This window comes from Variovorax sp. J22P240, from assembly GCF_030316855.1.
Taxonomy (GTDB): Bacteria; Pseudomonadota; Gammaproteobacteria; order Burkholderiales; family Burkholderiaceae_C; genus Variovorax.
On record NZ_JASZYR010000003.1, the window covers coordinates 296,063 to 309,583 of the forward strand.

11 protein-coding genes are annotated in these 13,521 nt (G+C 64.7%); 4 read left to right on the forward strand and 7 right to left on the reverse strand.

Translation table 11 applies throughout. The features are described from left to right. Window positions 1-61 precede the first annotated feature (61 nt). Entirely contained in the window at window positions 62-2,047 is a 1,986-nt protein-coding gene (locus tag QTI24_RS11320) for a monovalent cation:proton antiporter family protein (RefSeq protein ID WP_286600454.1), read from the forward strand. A gap of 16 nt (window positions 2,048-2,063) precedes the next feature. Here the strand turns inward: QTI24_RS11320 and QTI24_RS11325 are convergent, their stop codons facing one another. The 7 genes from QTI24_RS11325 to rpmH all read right to left on the reverse strand — a co-directional run bounded on the left by QTI24_RS11325 (window position 2,064) and on the right by rpmH (window position 7,703). Then, window positions 2,064-2,891 carry a hypothetical protein gene (locus QTI24_RS11325; RefSeq protein ID WP_286600456.1) on the reverse strand — a complete coding sequence of 276 codons (828 nt, stop codon included), beginning with the start codon at window positions 2,889-2,891 and terminating at the stop codon, window positions 2,064-2,066. A gap of 162 nt (window positions 2,892-3,053) precedes the next feature. Continuing rightward, the gene (locus QTI24_RS11330; protein ID WP_286600799.1) at window positions 3,054-3,521 is read right to left on the reverse strand and encodes a cyclic nucleotide-binding domain-containing protein; all 468 of its coding nucleotides are present in this window, start codon (window positions 3,519-3,521) and stop codon (window positions 3,054-3,056) included. An 82-nt stretch (window positions 3,522-3,603) separates the two neighbouring features. After that, window positions 3,604-5,010, reverse strand: a complete 1,407-nt coding sequence (gene mnmE, locus QTI24_RS11335) for a tRNA uridine-5-carboxymethylaminomethyl(34) synthesis GTPase MnmE (protein WP_286600459.1) — start codon at window positions 5,008-5,010, stop codon at window positions 3,604-3,606. A gap of 69 nt (window positions 5,011-5,079) precedes the next feature. After that, window positions 5,080-6,822 (reverse strand): membrane protein insertase YidC, encoded by a 1,743-nt coding sequence (yidC, locus tag QTI24_RS11340; protein ID WP_286600460.1) that lies wholly within the window; start codon window positions 6,820-6,822, stop codon window positions 5,080-5,082. Next, window positions 6,819-7,109, reverse strand: coding sequence for a membrane protein insertion efficiency factor YidD (gene yidD, locus QTI24_RS11345; RefSeq protein WP_286600461.1), 291 nt, complete (start codon window positions 7,107-7,109; stop codon window positions 6,819-6,821). The genes yidC and yidD overlap by 4 nt, the downstream gene beginning before the upstream one ends. Continuing rightward, entirely contained in the window at window positions 7,106-7,495 is a 390-nt protein-coding gene (locus tag QTI24_RS11350) for a ribonuclease P protein component (RefSeq protein ID WP_286600462.1), read from the reverse strand. Before QTI24_RS11350 ends, yidD begins: the two co-directional genes overlap by 4 nt. Before the next feature lie 73 nt (window positions 7,496-7,568). Continuing rightward, window positions 7,569-7,703 carry a 50S ribosomal protein L34 gene (gene rpmH, locus QTI24_RS11355; RefSeq protein WP_007834827.1) on the reverse strand — a complete coding sequence of 45 codons (135 nt, stop codon included), beginning with the start codon at window positions 7,701-7,703 and terminating at the stop codon, window positions 7,569-7,571. 274 nt (window positions 7,704-7,977) lie between these two features. On the opposite strand from rpmH, the gene dnaA reads away from it, so the two are divergent. The 3 genes from dnaA to gyrB all read left to right on the forward strand — a co-directional run bounded on the left by dnaA (window position 7,978) and on the right by gyrB (window position 13,486). Further along, complete coding sequence (dnaA, locus tag QTI24_RS11360; RefSeq protein ID WP_286600463.1) at window positions 7,978-9,357, forward strand: chromosomal replication initiator protein DnaA; 1,380 nt, start codon at window positions 7,978-7,980, stop codon at window positions 9,355-9,357. A 269-nt stretch (window positions 9,358-9,626) separates the two neighbouring features. Continuing rightward, window positions 9,627-10,733, forward strand: a complete 1,107-nt coding sequence (gene dnaN, locus QTI24_RS11365; protein WP_286600464.1) for a DNA polymerase III subunit beta — start codon at window positions 9,627-9,629, stop codon at window positions 10,731-10,733. Between the two features lie 134 nt (window positions 10,734-10,867). Next, complete coding sequence (gene gyrB / locus QTI24_RS11370; protein WP_286600465.1) at window positions 10,868-13,486, forward strand: DNA topoisomerase (ATP-hydrolyzing) subunit B; 2,619 nt, start codon at window positions 10,868-10,870, stop codon at window positions 13,484-13,486. Window positions 13,487-13,521 lie beyond the last annotated feature (35 nt).

The window sequence follows — 13,521 nt, forward strand, 5'->3', positions numbered from 1 at the left end:
GGCCAGGGCTGGCGAGCACACTTTGGACGCAAACCCACGGGAACATTCAGTAGCATCGCGCATGTCCTCACTCGATCTCACGCTGATGTACCTGCTGGCCGCGGTGATCGGCGTGGTCGTCTGCCGCTACTTCAAGCTGCCGCCGATGCTGGGCTATCTGTCGGCCGGCGTGCTGATCGGACCGCATGCGTTCGCTCTTGCCCAGAACTCCGAAGGCATCCAGCACCTGGGCGAGTTCGGCGTCGTTTTCCTGATGTTCGTGATCGGTCTGGAATTCAGCCTGCCCAAGCTGCGCACCATGCGCAAGCACGTCTTCGGCCTGGGCCTGCTGCAGGTGATGCTGACCATCTCGATCGCGACGGCCGGCGCATTGCTGATCGCCCACTGGCTGCCGCCGAACTGGCGCCTGGGATGGAAGACCGCTTTCGTGCTGTCCGGCGCGCTCACGATGAGCAGCACCGCGATCGTCGTGAAGCTGATGGCGGAGCGCCTCGAACTCGACAGCGAGCACGGCAAGCGCGTGATGGGCGTGCTGCTGTTCCAGGATCTTGCCGTGGTGCCGTTGCTGGTGCTGATTCCCGCACTCGGCGCGCCGCCGGAAACCCTGCTGAAGGCGCTGGGTTTCGCTCTGCTGAAGGCCACGTTCCTGATTGCGGTCCTGCTCTACGGCGGGCCGCGCGTGATGCGCTGGTGGCTCACGCTGGTCGCGCGCCGCCGCAGCGAGGAGTTGTTCATGCTCAACCTGCTGCTGGTCACGCTGGGGTTGGCGTGGCTCACCGAACTGGCGGGCTTGAGCCTGGCGCTGGGCGCCTTCGTGGCCGGCATGTTGGTGTCGGAGACCGAGTTCAAGCACCAGGTGGAGACGGACATCCGGCCCTTTCACGACGTGCTGCTGGGGCTTTTCTTCATCACGATCGGGATGTCGCTCGACTGGCACATCGTCGTCGACCGCTGGCTGCTGGTCGCCGTGCTGCTGTTGCTGCCGCTGACCTTCAAGTTGGTGCTGGTGACGGTGCTGGCCCGCTGGCTTGGCGCGACCACCGGCGTCTCGCTGCGCACCGGCCTCTACCTCGCGCAGGCGGGGGAGTTCGGCTTTGTGCTGCTGGCCCTGGCTCAGGGGAAGGATCTGCTCCCGGCGTGGCTGGTGAATCCGGTCCTGGCTTCGATGGTGCTATCGATGCTGTCGACGCCTTTCATCATCATGTACAGCAACCGCATCGTTCGGAAGCTGGTGGCGAGCGACTGGCTGCAGCAGTCGCTCCAGATGACGACGATCGCGCGCAAGACGATCAATACCGCCCAGCACGTGATCATCTGCGGCTACGGGCGCTGCGGGCAGAACCTCGCTCGCGTGCTGGAGCGCGAAGGCATCCCTTACCTGGCGCTGGACCTGGACCCGGATCGAGTCCGGCAGGCCACCGCGGCAGGCGACTCGGTCGTGTTCGGCGACGCCGCGCGCCTGCAGGCGCTGATGGCGGCCGGCCTCGCGCGCGCCAGCGCGGTGGTCGTCACTTACCAGGACGTGCCGGGCGCCCTCAAGGTGCTGGCCAACACGCGGGCGCACGCGCCGCAGGTACCGGTGATCGTGCGCACCCAGGACGATCGTGACCTCGAGAAACTGCAGGCGGCCGGCGCGACCGAGGTCGTGCCCGAAGCGATCGAGGGTTCGCTGATGCTCGCAAGCCATGCCCTCGCGCTGGTCGGCGTGCCGATGCGGCGCGTTATCCGCGTGGTGCAGGACCAGCGGGACGCCCGCTACAACCTGCTGCGCGGCTATTTTCACGGCGCCGATGACGACAACGCCGACGAACTCGACCACGAGCGGCTCAACACCTTTACGCTTTCGGACGGTGCCCGGGCCATCGGCCAGCCGCTGGCGCGGCTTGCGCTTCAAGCCCTGGGGGTACGCGTCGCGAGCCTGCGCCGCCGCGATGGCAAGGCGGCCGATGCGACCGACGACACGGTGCTGGCGGACGGCGATACGCTGGTGCTATCAGGCAAGCCCGGCGCGCTGGCCATGGCGATCGAGAAGCTGCAGAAGGGCTGATCCGCGGACAGGCGGATCAATTGAGCAGCGTCGGGTTGCGCCTCTCTTCGTCGATCTGCTGCTGACGGCGGACGGCTTCGCATTGCGCATGCACCCTGTAGTCCGCCTTGGCGCACTGCGCCGCCATGCATTGGGCGCGCGCGAAGAAGTTCAAGCCTGCGCAGTGCGATTGCGGCGTCGCGAGCGCCACTGGCTGCGGCGCAGGTGGAGGTGCAGGTTCCGGCGCGGGTGCCTCGGGGGGTGGCGCTGCGACGGCCACTCCAGGCGTTCGTTTGCGAGCCTTCGGCGCCGCCGCGACGACGGGCTTCACCGTCTCGGCAGGCGGTGTCTCGGCCACCGGAGGAAACGTCGGCGCGAGCTGAACCGGCTCGGCCACTTGCACGACGGGCGGTGACGCCGCCGTATCAACGGGGGCCGGCACCACCGGTTCGATGGGAACTGGGGTCGCGAACTCCTTCGCCACTGCCGGCACGGCCGAGTTGCGGGAGTTGTAGACGTATCCCCAACCGACCGCGACGAGAAGCACGACGGCAATCAGCACGCTCCACGCGCCGAGCCGACGCGCGACCGACGCCCGCTTGTCGGCAGGTCTCGGCGAACGGGAGGAGCGCGATGCGGAGCGGCGAATGGTTCGGGAGGGGATCGCGGAAGACGACGGGCCCATGACCGGATGCGCCGACCCGTTCCGGGGGCGGCGCATCGCGATGCCTTCGCCCGCCGCCAGCGGCGGAACGAGAGGGTTGAAGCGCTCCGCGGCGGCATCGGCCTGATACGCCATGCGCTGCGTCGCGGGCCATTCGTCATCGACGTTTGGCAGTCTCGCGGCGGGTGCCGCGGCGGACATGGGGATCGGCAGGGGAACAGGGAGAGTCAAGCTCAACCGCCGCCCGCAGCCCTTGCAGAACTTGCTGTCACCCCGGTTGGCGGTTCTGCACTCGGCGCACACCACGGCCATCTTGAGCCCTTCGAACGATCTGAAACCTGCCTCGGCGATACAGGCCGGGCGTCAGGTTACCGCGACCCGCTTGGGTTTGTTCACCATGCGTCTGGCGATGACGGCGCCCAGACCCATGGTGAGTTCAAGGGCGAGATTCGGCTGGCGGTTCGACATTTCGGCAAATCGGATGGCGGTAAGCCGCCAGACGCGGGCCGAGCCGGTCGCCACCACGTTGGCGGAACGCGGCAGACGGGAGAAGAACGCACCTTCGCCGACCACCGATCCGGGGTTGAGGATCGCCAATTGCATCTGGCCCCTGTCACCGATCAGATGGACGCTGAGCGCACCGCTTTCGATGAAGAACAAGGTGCGGTCGTTGGCACCCTGGTCGATTAGCACTTGGCCCGCCGACAGGTCGAAGGGCTGCAGGTAGCTGGCCAGCGTTTCCCACTGCTGCGCATTGAACGCCGGCGCAAAGGCGTCATAGCTGGTGTTTTGCGCGATGGCGCGGCAAAGATCCTGAATGCTGGATGACATCAATGTAAGCCCTGCTGTGGTGCGAGTATCTGCGAAACCGCAAATGAGCGGTGACACATATCACACAAATTCACATTCTCAACTATTTGCCAATACAGAAGCGGGAAAAGATCACGCCCAGCAGATCGTCGGCGCCGAATTCGCCGGTGATTTCATTGAGCGCGTTCTGCGCAAGCCGCAACTCTTCGGCCAGCAGATCCAGGGATTGGGCGCGCGCAGCCAGATGCTCCGCGGCCGCGGCAACGTGGTGATCGACGCGCGTCAGCGCCTGCACATGGCGCGCCCTGGCGAGATAGACGCCTTCGGGGACCGATTGCCATCCCGCTACTTCCAGCAGCCGGCACCGTAGCGCCTCGATGCCGAAACCGGTCTTGGCGGACAGGCTGATTCCGGCGCCCGGATTCGCGCCGGGGGCCGCGTCGAACTTGCTCCAGATGTCGATCACGGGGACGCTGGCCGGCAACTTGGTCGCCAGCAGGCGCGCGATCTCCTCGTCGGCTTGCGCGTAGTCGACCAGTGCCGCGCGCGTCAGGTCGTGGAGAAACAGCACCGCGTCCGCACCTTCGATCTGCCCCCAGGCGCGAGCAATGCCGATCTGCTCGACCTCGTCGACGCTGTCGCGCAGGCCCGCCGTGTCGACTACGTGGAGGGGCACGCCATGGATCTGGATGGTCTGTGACACCACGTCCCGTGTGGTGCCTGCGATGGAACTCACGATCGCCAGCTCGGCTCCGGCCAGCGCGTTGAGCAGGGAGCTCTTGCCCGCGTTGGGTTGTCCCGCGATCACGACCTTGATGCCTTCCCGCAACAGCGCACCCTGGCGCGCGCGCTGCTGCACCGCGTCCAGCTGAACCTTCAGCGCCGCCAGCTGGCCGATCGCATCGGCTTCCTGGAGAAAGTCGATTTCCTCGTCGGGGAAGTCGAGGGTGGCTTCGACCAGCATCCGCAGGCGCACGAGCGCGTCGAGCAGGGTGTGGATTTCCTGCGAGAACGCGCCTGACAGCGATCGGCCGGCGCTTCGGGCCGCGGCCTCGGTGCTGGCGTCGATCAGGTCGGCAATCGCCTCGGCCTGGGCCAGGTCGATCTTCCCGTTGAGGAAGGCGCGTTGGCTGAACTCTCCTGGCTCAGCCACGCGCAGTCCGGCGAGGCGGGGCTGGCCGGTGGCGAGGTCGACTTCCTCGGCCGCCTCCAGGCAGCGCGCGAGCAGCAGTTGCAGCACCACCGTGCCGCCGTGCGCCTGTAGCTCGAACACGTCTTCCCCGGTGAAGGAGTGGGGTGCCGGAAAGTGGATAGCCAGCCCGTGGTCGATGGGCGCGCCCAGCGCATCACGAAAGGGCAGGTAGGAGGCCTCGCGCGGTTTCAGCGCGCGCCCGCAGATCGCGGCGATGAGAGGCGCCATCCGCACGCCGGACACTCGCACGATCCCGACGGCGCCGCGGCCGGAAGCCGTGGCGATGGCAACGATCGGATCGGTGGTGCGCGCGAGCATGAAGGGGATTCTTTCAGCAAAAAGGGCCGCTTTCGCGGCCCTTCGTCAAGACGTGAGGGAAGACGTCTACTACTTGCCAAGCACGCCGAGGCGCTTGTTGATGAACCACTGCTGCGCGATCGACAGCACGTTGTTGGTGATCCAGTACAGCACCAGGCCCGCCGGGAAGAAGATGAACATCACGCTGAAGGCCAGCGGCATGATCCACATCAGCTTGGCCTGCATCGGGTCCGGCGGCGTGGGGTTGAGCCAGGTCTGGAACAGTGAGGTCGCGGTCATCACGACCGGCAGGATGAACCAGGGGTCCGGTGCCGAGAGATCCTGGATCCAGAGAATCCATGGTGCGTGGCGCATTTCGACGGACGACAGAAGCACCCAGTACAGCGCGATGAACACGGGGATCTGGATCACGATGGGGAAGCAGCCGCCCATCGGATTGACCTTTTCCTCGCGATAGATGCGCATCATCTCCTGCTGCATCTCCTGCGGCTTGTCCTTGAGCCGCTCGCGCATTTCCATGATCTTCGGATTGATGGCCTTCATCTTGGCCATGCTGGCGTAGGCCTTGGCATTGAGCCAGTAGAAGGCGGCCTTCAGCAGGACCACCAGGGCCACGATCGACCAGCCCCAGTTGCCGAGGATGCCGTGCAGTTGGTTCAGCAGCCAGTACAGCGGCTTGGAGATGATCGCGAAGATGCCGTAGTCCTTGACGAGGTCGAGGCCGGGTGCGATGGCTTCCAGCTTCTTTTCTTCCTCGGGACCGGCAAACAGGTTGCTCTCGATGGTGTGCGCCGCGCCGGGGGCCAGCTTCGGCACCTGGAGCACCATCGCGACCGAGAACAGGTTGTTGCCGAGATCGGCCACGCGGAACTCGCGCTTGATGGCGTCGCTCCCCGGCACATTGAGCAGCCATGCCGACACGAAGTAGTGCTGGACCATCGCCACCCAGCCGTCGTTGGCGGGCGCCGGCAACTCGACCTTGCCCTTGGCGATGGCCGAGAACTCGATCTTCTGGAACTTCTTCTGTTCCGTGTAGATGGCCGGACCGGTGAAGGTGTTGGTGCCGAACATGGTGCCCGCCGCGACCGTGCCGTGGCGAACGAACTGCAGGTAGAGCTGCGCGTCGCGCGGCTGGTCGCTGACGTTGACGATCTGGTGCTTGACGTGGATCGAGTAGTCGCCGCGCTGGAACACGTAGGTCTTGACGTATTTCAGGCCGCCCACGGGCTGCGACTCGAAGGCCACTTCCAGCGTATTCTGGCCATCGGCCAGCTGGCGCGGCCCGGGACGCGCGGTCATCAAGGTCAGGTGATTGGGGAAACGATCGCCGGTGTCGATGGTATTCAGCAGGCCGGTCTGGGCGACGTAGCGGGTCGCGGGCGAGCCGTTTTCCATCAGGGTGACGGGGCGGACTTCGTTTTCCGCGACGGGGAGGCCGACCAGGCGCCGCGCCCATTCGACCAGCCCGTGGTTGTTGGTCTGGTCAAGGAACTTCAGCAACTGCAATTCCGACAGCGTCCCGCCCTCGCCGTCGATCACCGCCTTGAAGACGTCAGTGGAAACGGTCACCTTTTCGCCGATGGCCGGGGCCGCACCTTGCGCGGGCACGGAGCCGCTGGCAGGAGCGGCAGCGGCAGGGACGCCGCTGGCGGACGTTGCAGCCGGCGCGACCGGCTGGTTTGCGGGCGCGGCCGTCTGGGTCGAAGGCAGGAAAGTCGGCTTGTGGCCGTTGTAGACCTGCCATTGGTCCCACAGCAGCACCAGCGAGAAACCAAAAATCACCCACAGGATGGTGCGGCGGATATCGTTCATGAAGAAGACTTCTTGTCGTCGGAAGAGAGAAAGGCAAAGAGCGAACCCGCTCGCGGGGTCGAGCGCTGTGCCTTCGGGGGGACCGGATCATGGCCGCCTTCGCACCAGGGCTGGCATCGGGCGATCCGGCGCAGCGTGAGATAGCTGCCGGTTGCCGCGCCGTGCTGTTCGAGCGCGGCGATGGCATAGACGGAACAGGTGGGCTCGAAACGGCACGCTTGGCCGAGCCAGGGACTCAGCAGCAGTCGGTATGCCTTCACGAGGCCGATCAGCAGGCGCTGCATCATGCGCGCGCCGTGGCGGCCCGCTGCAGCAATTGCAGCAGTTCGGCCCTGACGGCGGCCTTGAGTTTGTCGGACGTCGCGCTCACGAATTCCTTGCGATCGAAACCCGCGCGCAGGCGCACGACGTGCGCGGCCTGCGGCAACGAAGCTTCGGACGCGGCTGCGCTCACGGTATAGATCTGGCGTTTGATCGCGTTGCGGGTGACCGCGCGGCGGGCCCAGCGTTTGGGAACCATGGCTCCGAGCCACACGTCTTGCTTTTCGAACAGGGGTGCGGCGCCGGACGGAGCGTCCAGCGCGCAACGGTGCAGTGCAAAGTGGGCTGTGCGCGCCACGGTGGCACCTGCGAGTACGGCCTGGAATTGCGCGCGGGTCTTGAGCCGCTGCATGGAAGCCAACCGCAAGGCGCCGTCAGGGTGTGATGGCGCTTGCGACAGGACTGGCAACGGCGCCGGCGTGCCGTTAGACGGCGAGGCGCTTGCGGCCCTTGGCGCGGCGTGCGTTGATGACGGCACGGCCGCCGCGGGTCTTCATGCGGACCAGAAAGCCGTGGGTACGGGCGCGGCGGACTTTGGATGCTTGGTAAGTGCGTTTCATGATGGTTTTCCTGATTCACCGGCTGGCCGGCAGTTTTCCCCGGCGAGATCCGAGATACCCCGAAACACACAAAGAGGCTTTCAGGGAAACCCGCGATTATCGCAAATATTCGGGCAGTCGACAATCCCGGACATCTTCCGCACCCTTTCTGCATCCGTTGAAATGGTGTGGATAAGTTTTTGACAAGTTAGAATCCAGGGCGCATCGCGGGTGCGACTATCCACAACACGAACACGACAAATGGCCGAGGGACAAACCACTTTTCAGAGCACCCATGCCGGGTGACGGCGTCGGTGACAGCCTTTGGCAGGCCTGCGTCGAGCAACTCGCGCAGGAGTTGTCCGAACAGCAGTTCAACACATGGATCAAGCCGCTGACTGCCAAGGTCGCGGACGATCTTTCGCGGGTCACGGTCTTCGTGGCCAACCGTTTCAAGCTCGACTGGATCCGGGCCCAGTACGCCGGCAAGATTGCCGCCATGGCGGAGAAGCTCTATGGCCAGCCGGTCCTCATTGAGTTAGCGCTCGCTCCTCGGGAAATCGTTAACAGGCCTGTATCGATGGCTGTTGTTTCCGAGTCCGACGTGCCGCGCGAAATGGTCAGTCAGGGCGAGGACGTGGCCGCTGCGGCGTTCAAGAATCGCCTGAACTCGGGGCTCACTTTCGACACGCTCGTGGAGGGCACCGCCAACCGCATGGCACGCGCGGCGGCCATGCACGTGGCGGGCATGCCGGGGCATCTTTACAACCCCTTGTTCATCTACGGCGGCGTCGGTCTGGGCAAGACCCACCTGATGCACGCGGTGGGCAATCGTCTGCTGGCAGATCGGCCCGATTCGAAAGTTCTCTACATCCACGCGGAGCAATTTGTATCCGATGTGGTCAAAGCCTATCAGCGCAAGACTTTCGACGAGTTCAAGGAGCGCTACCACTCGCTCGATCTGCTGCTGATCGACGACGTCCAGTTCTTCGCGAACAAGGATCGGACGCAGGAAGAGTTCTTCAACGCCTTCGAGGCCCTGCTCGCGAAGAAGTCGCACATCGTCATGACGAGCGACACCTATCCGAAGGGGCTGGCCGACATCCACGAGCGCCTGGTTTCGCGCTTCGACTCGGGCCTGACGGTCGCGATCGAACCGCCCGAGCTCGAGATGCGCGTCGCCATCCTTATCAACAAGGCGCGCGCGGAGAGCGCCGAGATGCCCGAGGAAGTCGCCTTCTTCGTCGCGAAGAACGTGCGTTCCAACGTGCGCGAACTCGAAGGCGCGCTGCGCAAGATCCTCGCGTACTCGCGCTTCAACCAGAAGGAGATCTCGATCGCCCTGGCGCGCGAGGCGCTGCGCGACCTGCTGTCGATCCAGAACCGGCAGATCTCGGTCGAGAACATCCAGAAGACCGTCGCCGACTATTACAAGATCAAGGTCGCCGACATGTACTCGAAGAAGCGCCCGGCCTCGATCGCCCGGCCGCGCCAGATCGCGATGTACCTGGCCAAGGAGCTGACCCAGAAGAGCCTGCCGGAAATCGGCGAACTCTTCGGCGGTCGCGACCACACCACGGTCTTGCATGCGGTCCGGAAGATCTCGGGTGAGCGCCAGCAACTCACCGAACTCAACCAGCAACTGCACGTGCTGGAGCAGACGCTCAAGGGCTGATGGATGAAGGCGCTACGCAGATTCGCCAATCGCTGTCAAAGGACAACTCTGTGAGCAGTTCTGGCACAAGGCAGGGCTTGTCCACAGGCCCGGCGCGCGATCCGAAGTTGTTCGCGCCGCTGCGACAGCACGAAAGCGCGGCTGCGCACAGCCTGCCGGACCCCGCAAGTGCCTGTCACGAAAGCGGAAAATCGCCCTGTCCACAGGGCAGCGCGTCCCTTATCTACTACTACTAATTTGAATTAAAGAAATAAAGGAAGAGGTAAGACATGATCGTTTTGAAGGCAACACAAGACAAAATCCTCGGCGCGCTGCAGTCGGTGGCGGGTATCGTGGAGCGGCGCCACACGCTGCCCATCCTGGCCAACGTGCTCATCCGCAAGACCGGCGGGCAGCTTCAGCTCACCACCAGCGACCTCGAGATCCAGATTCGTACGCACGCCGAGCTGGGCGGCGATGAAGGCAATTTCACGACGACCATCGGCGCGCGTAAGCTGATCGACATCCTGCGCACCATGCCCTCCGACCAGACGGTCAGCCTCGAATCGAGCGCGAGCAAGCTGGTGCTCAAGGGCGGCAAGAGCCGGTTCACGCTGCAGTCGCTACCGGCCGAGGACTTTCCCCTGGTGCAGGAGTCGGCCAACTTCGGCCCCGTGTTCAGCGTGCCGCAGAAGACGCTCAAGGACCTGCTGGGCCAGGTGTCCTTCGCGATGGCGGTGCACGACATCCGCTACTACCTCAACGGCATCCTGTTCGTGGCCGAAGGTAAGCAGTTGAGCCTGGTGGCGACCGACGGGCACCGCTTGGCCTTTGCCTCCGCCACGCTCGACGTCGAAGTGCCGCGCCAGGAAGTCATCCTGCCGCGCAAGACGGTGCTCGAAATGCAGCGCCTGCTGTCCGATGCCGAAGGCGCGATCGAGATGCAGTTCGCGAACAACCAGGCCAAGTTCAGCTTCGGCGGCATGGAGTTCGTCACCAAGCTGGTCGAGGGCAAGTTCCCCGACTACAACCGCGTGATCCCCAAGAACCACAAGAACACAGTGACGCTGGGTCGGGCGCCGCTGCTGGCCAGTCTGCAGCGCACCGCGATCCTGACCAGCGAGAAATTCAAGGGCGTGCGGCTCAACATCGAGCCCGGCACGCTGCGCATCGCGTCGAACAACGCCGAGCAGGAAGAAGCGCAAGATGAGCTCGACATCGATTACGGTGGCGACGCCATCGAGATCGGCTTCAACGTGACCTACCTGATCGACGCGCTCGCCAACATGAGCCAGGACATGGTGAAGATGGACTTCGCCGATTCCAACAGCTCGGTGCTGATGACGATTCCCGAGAACGCATCGTTCAAGTACGTCGTCATGCCCATGAGGATTTAGCACACCCCCAGGCTTGCCCACTTCGTGTGGCCGCCCACCCCCTTGCAGGGGGCAATACCTGCGGACCGGCGGAGCCGGATCCGCGGTATTCCTGAAATTGCGGTAGCTCCTGCTGCCGAGAGAGAAAGATTCTGATGAGCGAAGACAACAAGCCGGACGTGCCACACACCGAGCCGGTCTACACACCCGAAATCGACAGCGCGATTCCGATCGAGGTGACGCCGGCCGATACGTCCTATGGCGAGGGCTCCATCACGATCCTCGAAGGGCTCGAAGCGGTTCGCAAACGGCCGGGCATGTACATCGGCGACACGTCCGACGGCACGGGCCTGCACCACCTGGTGTTCGAGGTGGTCGACAACTCGATCGACGAAGCGCTGGCGGGCTATTGCGACGACATCGTCGTGACGATCCACACCGACAACTCGATCTCCGTCACCGACAACGGCCGCGGCATCCCGACCGGCGTCAAGATGGACGACAAGCACGAGCCGAAGCGCTCGGCGGCGGAAATCGCGCTCACCGAACTGCATGCGGGCGGCAAGTTCAACCAGAACAGCTACAAGGTCTCCGGCGGCCTGCACGGCGTGGGCGTGAGCTGCGTGAACGCGCTCAGCAAGATGCTGCGCCTCACGGTGCGCCGCGAAGGCAAGGTGCACACGCTGGAGTTCAGCAAGGGCTTCGTGCAGAACCGCATCATCGATGTGGTCAACGGCGTCGAAGTGTCGCCGATGAAGGTGACGGGCGAGACCGAGAAGCGCGGCACTGAAGTGCACTTCCTGCCCGACACGGAAATCTTCAAGGAGAACGCCGATTTCCATTATGAAATCCTGAGCAAGCGCCTGCGCGAGCTGAGCTTCCTGAACAACGGCGTGCGCATCCGGCTGATCGATGAGCGCACGGGCAAGGAAGACGACTTCTCGGGCGCTGGCGGCGTCAAGGGCTTCGTCGAGTTCATCAACAAGGGCAAGACGGTCCTGCACCCGAATGTGTTCTACGCGATGGGCGAGAAGCCGGCCGATACCTACGGCGGCATTCCTGGCACGCATATCGGCGTCGAGGTCGCGATGCAGTGGAACAGCGGCTACAACGAGCAGGTTCTGTGCTTCACCAACAACATCCCGCAGCGTGATGGCGGGACCCACCTGACCGGCCTGCGTGCCGCGATGACCCGGGTCATCAACAAGTACATCGAAGAGAACGAGTTCGCCAAGAAGGCCAAGGTCGAAGTTACCGGCGACGACATGCGCGAAGGCCTGTGCTGCGTGCTGAGCGTCAAGGTGCCCGAGCCCAAGTTCTCGAGCCAGACCAAGGACAAGCTGGTGTCGAGCGAAGTGCGCGCACCGGTCGAGGACATCGTCGGCCGTCTGCTGAGCGACTACCTCCAGGAACGGCCGAACGACGCCAAGATCATCTGCGGCAAGATCGTCGAAGCCGCCCGCGCGCGCGAAGCCGCACGCAAGGCACGCGAAATGACGCGCCGCAAGGGCGTGCTCGATGGCATGGGCCTGCCGGGCAAGCTGGCTGACTGCCAGGAAAAGGACCCGGCGCTGTGCGAGGTCTACCTGGTGGAGGGTGACTCCGCCGGCGGGTCCGCCAAGCAGGGCCGCGACCGGAAGTTCCAGGCCATCCTCCCGCTGCGCGGCAAGATCCTGAACGTCGAGAAAGCGCGCTACGAAAAGCTGCTGACCAGCAACGAAATCCTGACCATGATCACCGCGCTCGGCACCGGCATCGGCCGCGCGGGCGCGACGACCTCGGGCGGCGGCGCGGACGACTTCAACGTCGCCAAGCTGCGCTACCACCGCATCATCATCATGACCGACGCCGACGTGGACGGCGCGCACATCCGCACGCTGCTGCTGACCTTCTTCTACCGGCAGATGCCGGAACTGGTCGAGCGCGGTCACATCTACATCGCGCAGCCACCGCTCTACAAGGTGAAGGTCGGCAAGGAAGAGCAGTACCTCAAGGACGGCCCGGCGCTCGACGCCTTCCTGCTGAAGGTCGCGCTCAAGGACGCCAGCGTCATGACCGGCGGCGCCAACCCCACCATGCTCAGCGGCGACGCGCTGGCCGAGCTGGCGCGCAAGCACCAGCTGGCCGAGGCCGTCATCGCGCGCCTGGGCGTGTTCCTCGACGCTGCGGCCTTGCGCGCGATCGCCGATGGCGTTTCGCTCGACCTCGACACCACGCCCAGCGCCGAGGCCTCGGCCGTCGCGTTGCAGAACAAGCTGCGCGAGCTCAACACCACCGGCGCACCGGCGGATGTGTCGAGCGAGTTCGACGCGCGCACCGACAAGCCGCTGCTGCGCATCAGCCGCCGACACCACGGCAACATCAAGAGCAGCGTGCTCACGCAGGACTTCGTGCACGGCGCCGACTACGCCGCGCTGGCCGAAGCGGCCAAGACCTTCCGCGACCTGCTTGGCGAAGGTGCCGTCGTCAAGCGTGGCGAAGGCGAGAGGGCCAAGGAAGAAAAGGTCAGCGATTTCCGCGAAGCCATGCGCTGGCTCATCGGCCAAGCCGAGAACGCGACGGCGCGCCAGCGCTACAAGGGGCTGGGCGAGATGAACCCCGAGCAGCTTTGGGAGACGACCATGGACCCCAACGTGCGGCGCCTGCTGCGCGTGCAGATCGACGACGCGATCGAGGCGGACCGCGTGTTCACGATGCTGATGGGCGACGAGGTGGAGCCGCGGCGGGAGTTCATCGAGCAGAACGCGTTGCGGGCGGCGAATATCGACGTGTAGGTTGCGGCGGTCGCCAGCGATGTGGCCGGAACTGC

Coding starts and splice junctions, on each gene's coding strand:
- QTI24_RS11320 (WP_286600454.1), top strand. CDS start 62: ATGTCCTCACTCGATCTCACGCTGATGTACCTGCTGGCCGCGGTGATC.
- QTI24_RS11325 (WP_286600456.1), bottom strand. CDS start 2,891: ATGTCCGCCGCGGCACCCGCCGCGAGACTGCCAAACGTCGATGACGAA.
- QTI24_RS11330 (WP_286600799.1), bottom strand. CDS start 3,521: ATGTCATCCAGCATTCAGGATCTTTGCCGCGCCATCGCGCAAAACACC.
- mnmE (WP_286600459.1), bottom strand. CDS start 5,010: ATGCTCGCGCGCACCACCGATCCGATCGTTGCCATCGCCACGGCTTCC.
- yidC (WP_286600460.1), bottom strand. CDS start 6,822: ATGAACGATATCCGCCGCACCATCCTGTGGGTGATTTTTGGTTTCTCG.
- yidD (WP_286600461.1), bottom strand. CDS start 7,109: ATGATGCAGCGCCTGCTGATCGGCCTCGTGAAGGCATACCGACTGCTG.
- QTI24_RS11350 (WP_286600462.1), bottom strand. CDS start 7,495: ATGCAGCGGCTCAAGACCCGCGCGCAATTCCAGGCCGTACTCGCAGGT.
- rpmH (WP_007834827.1), bottom strand. CDS start 7,703: ATGAAACGCACTTACCAAGCATCCAAAGTCCGCCGCGCCCGTACCCAC.
- dnaA (WP_286600463.1), top strand. CDS start 7,978: ATGCCGGGTGACGGCGTCGGTGACAGCCTTTGGCAGGCCTGCGTCGAG.
- dnaN (WP_286600464.1), top strand. CDS start 9,627: ATGATCGTTTTGAAGGCAACACAAGACAAAATCCTCGGCGCGCTGCAG.
- gyrB (WP_286600465.1), top strand. CDS start 10,868: ATGAGCGAAGACAACAAGCCGGACGTGCCACACACCGAGCCGGTCTAC.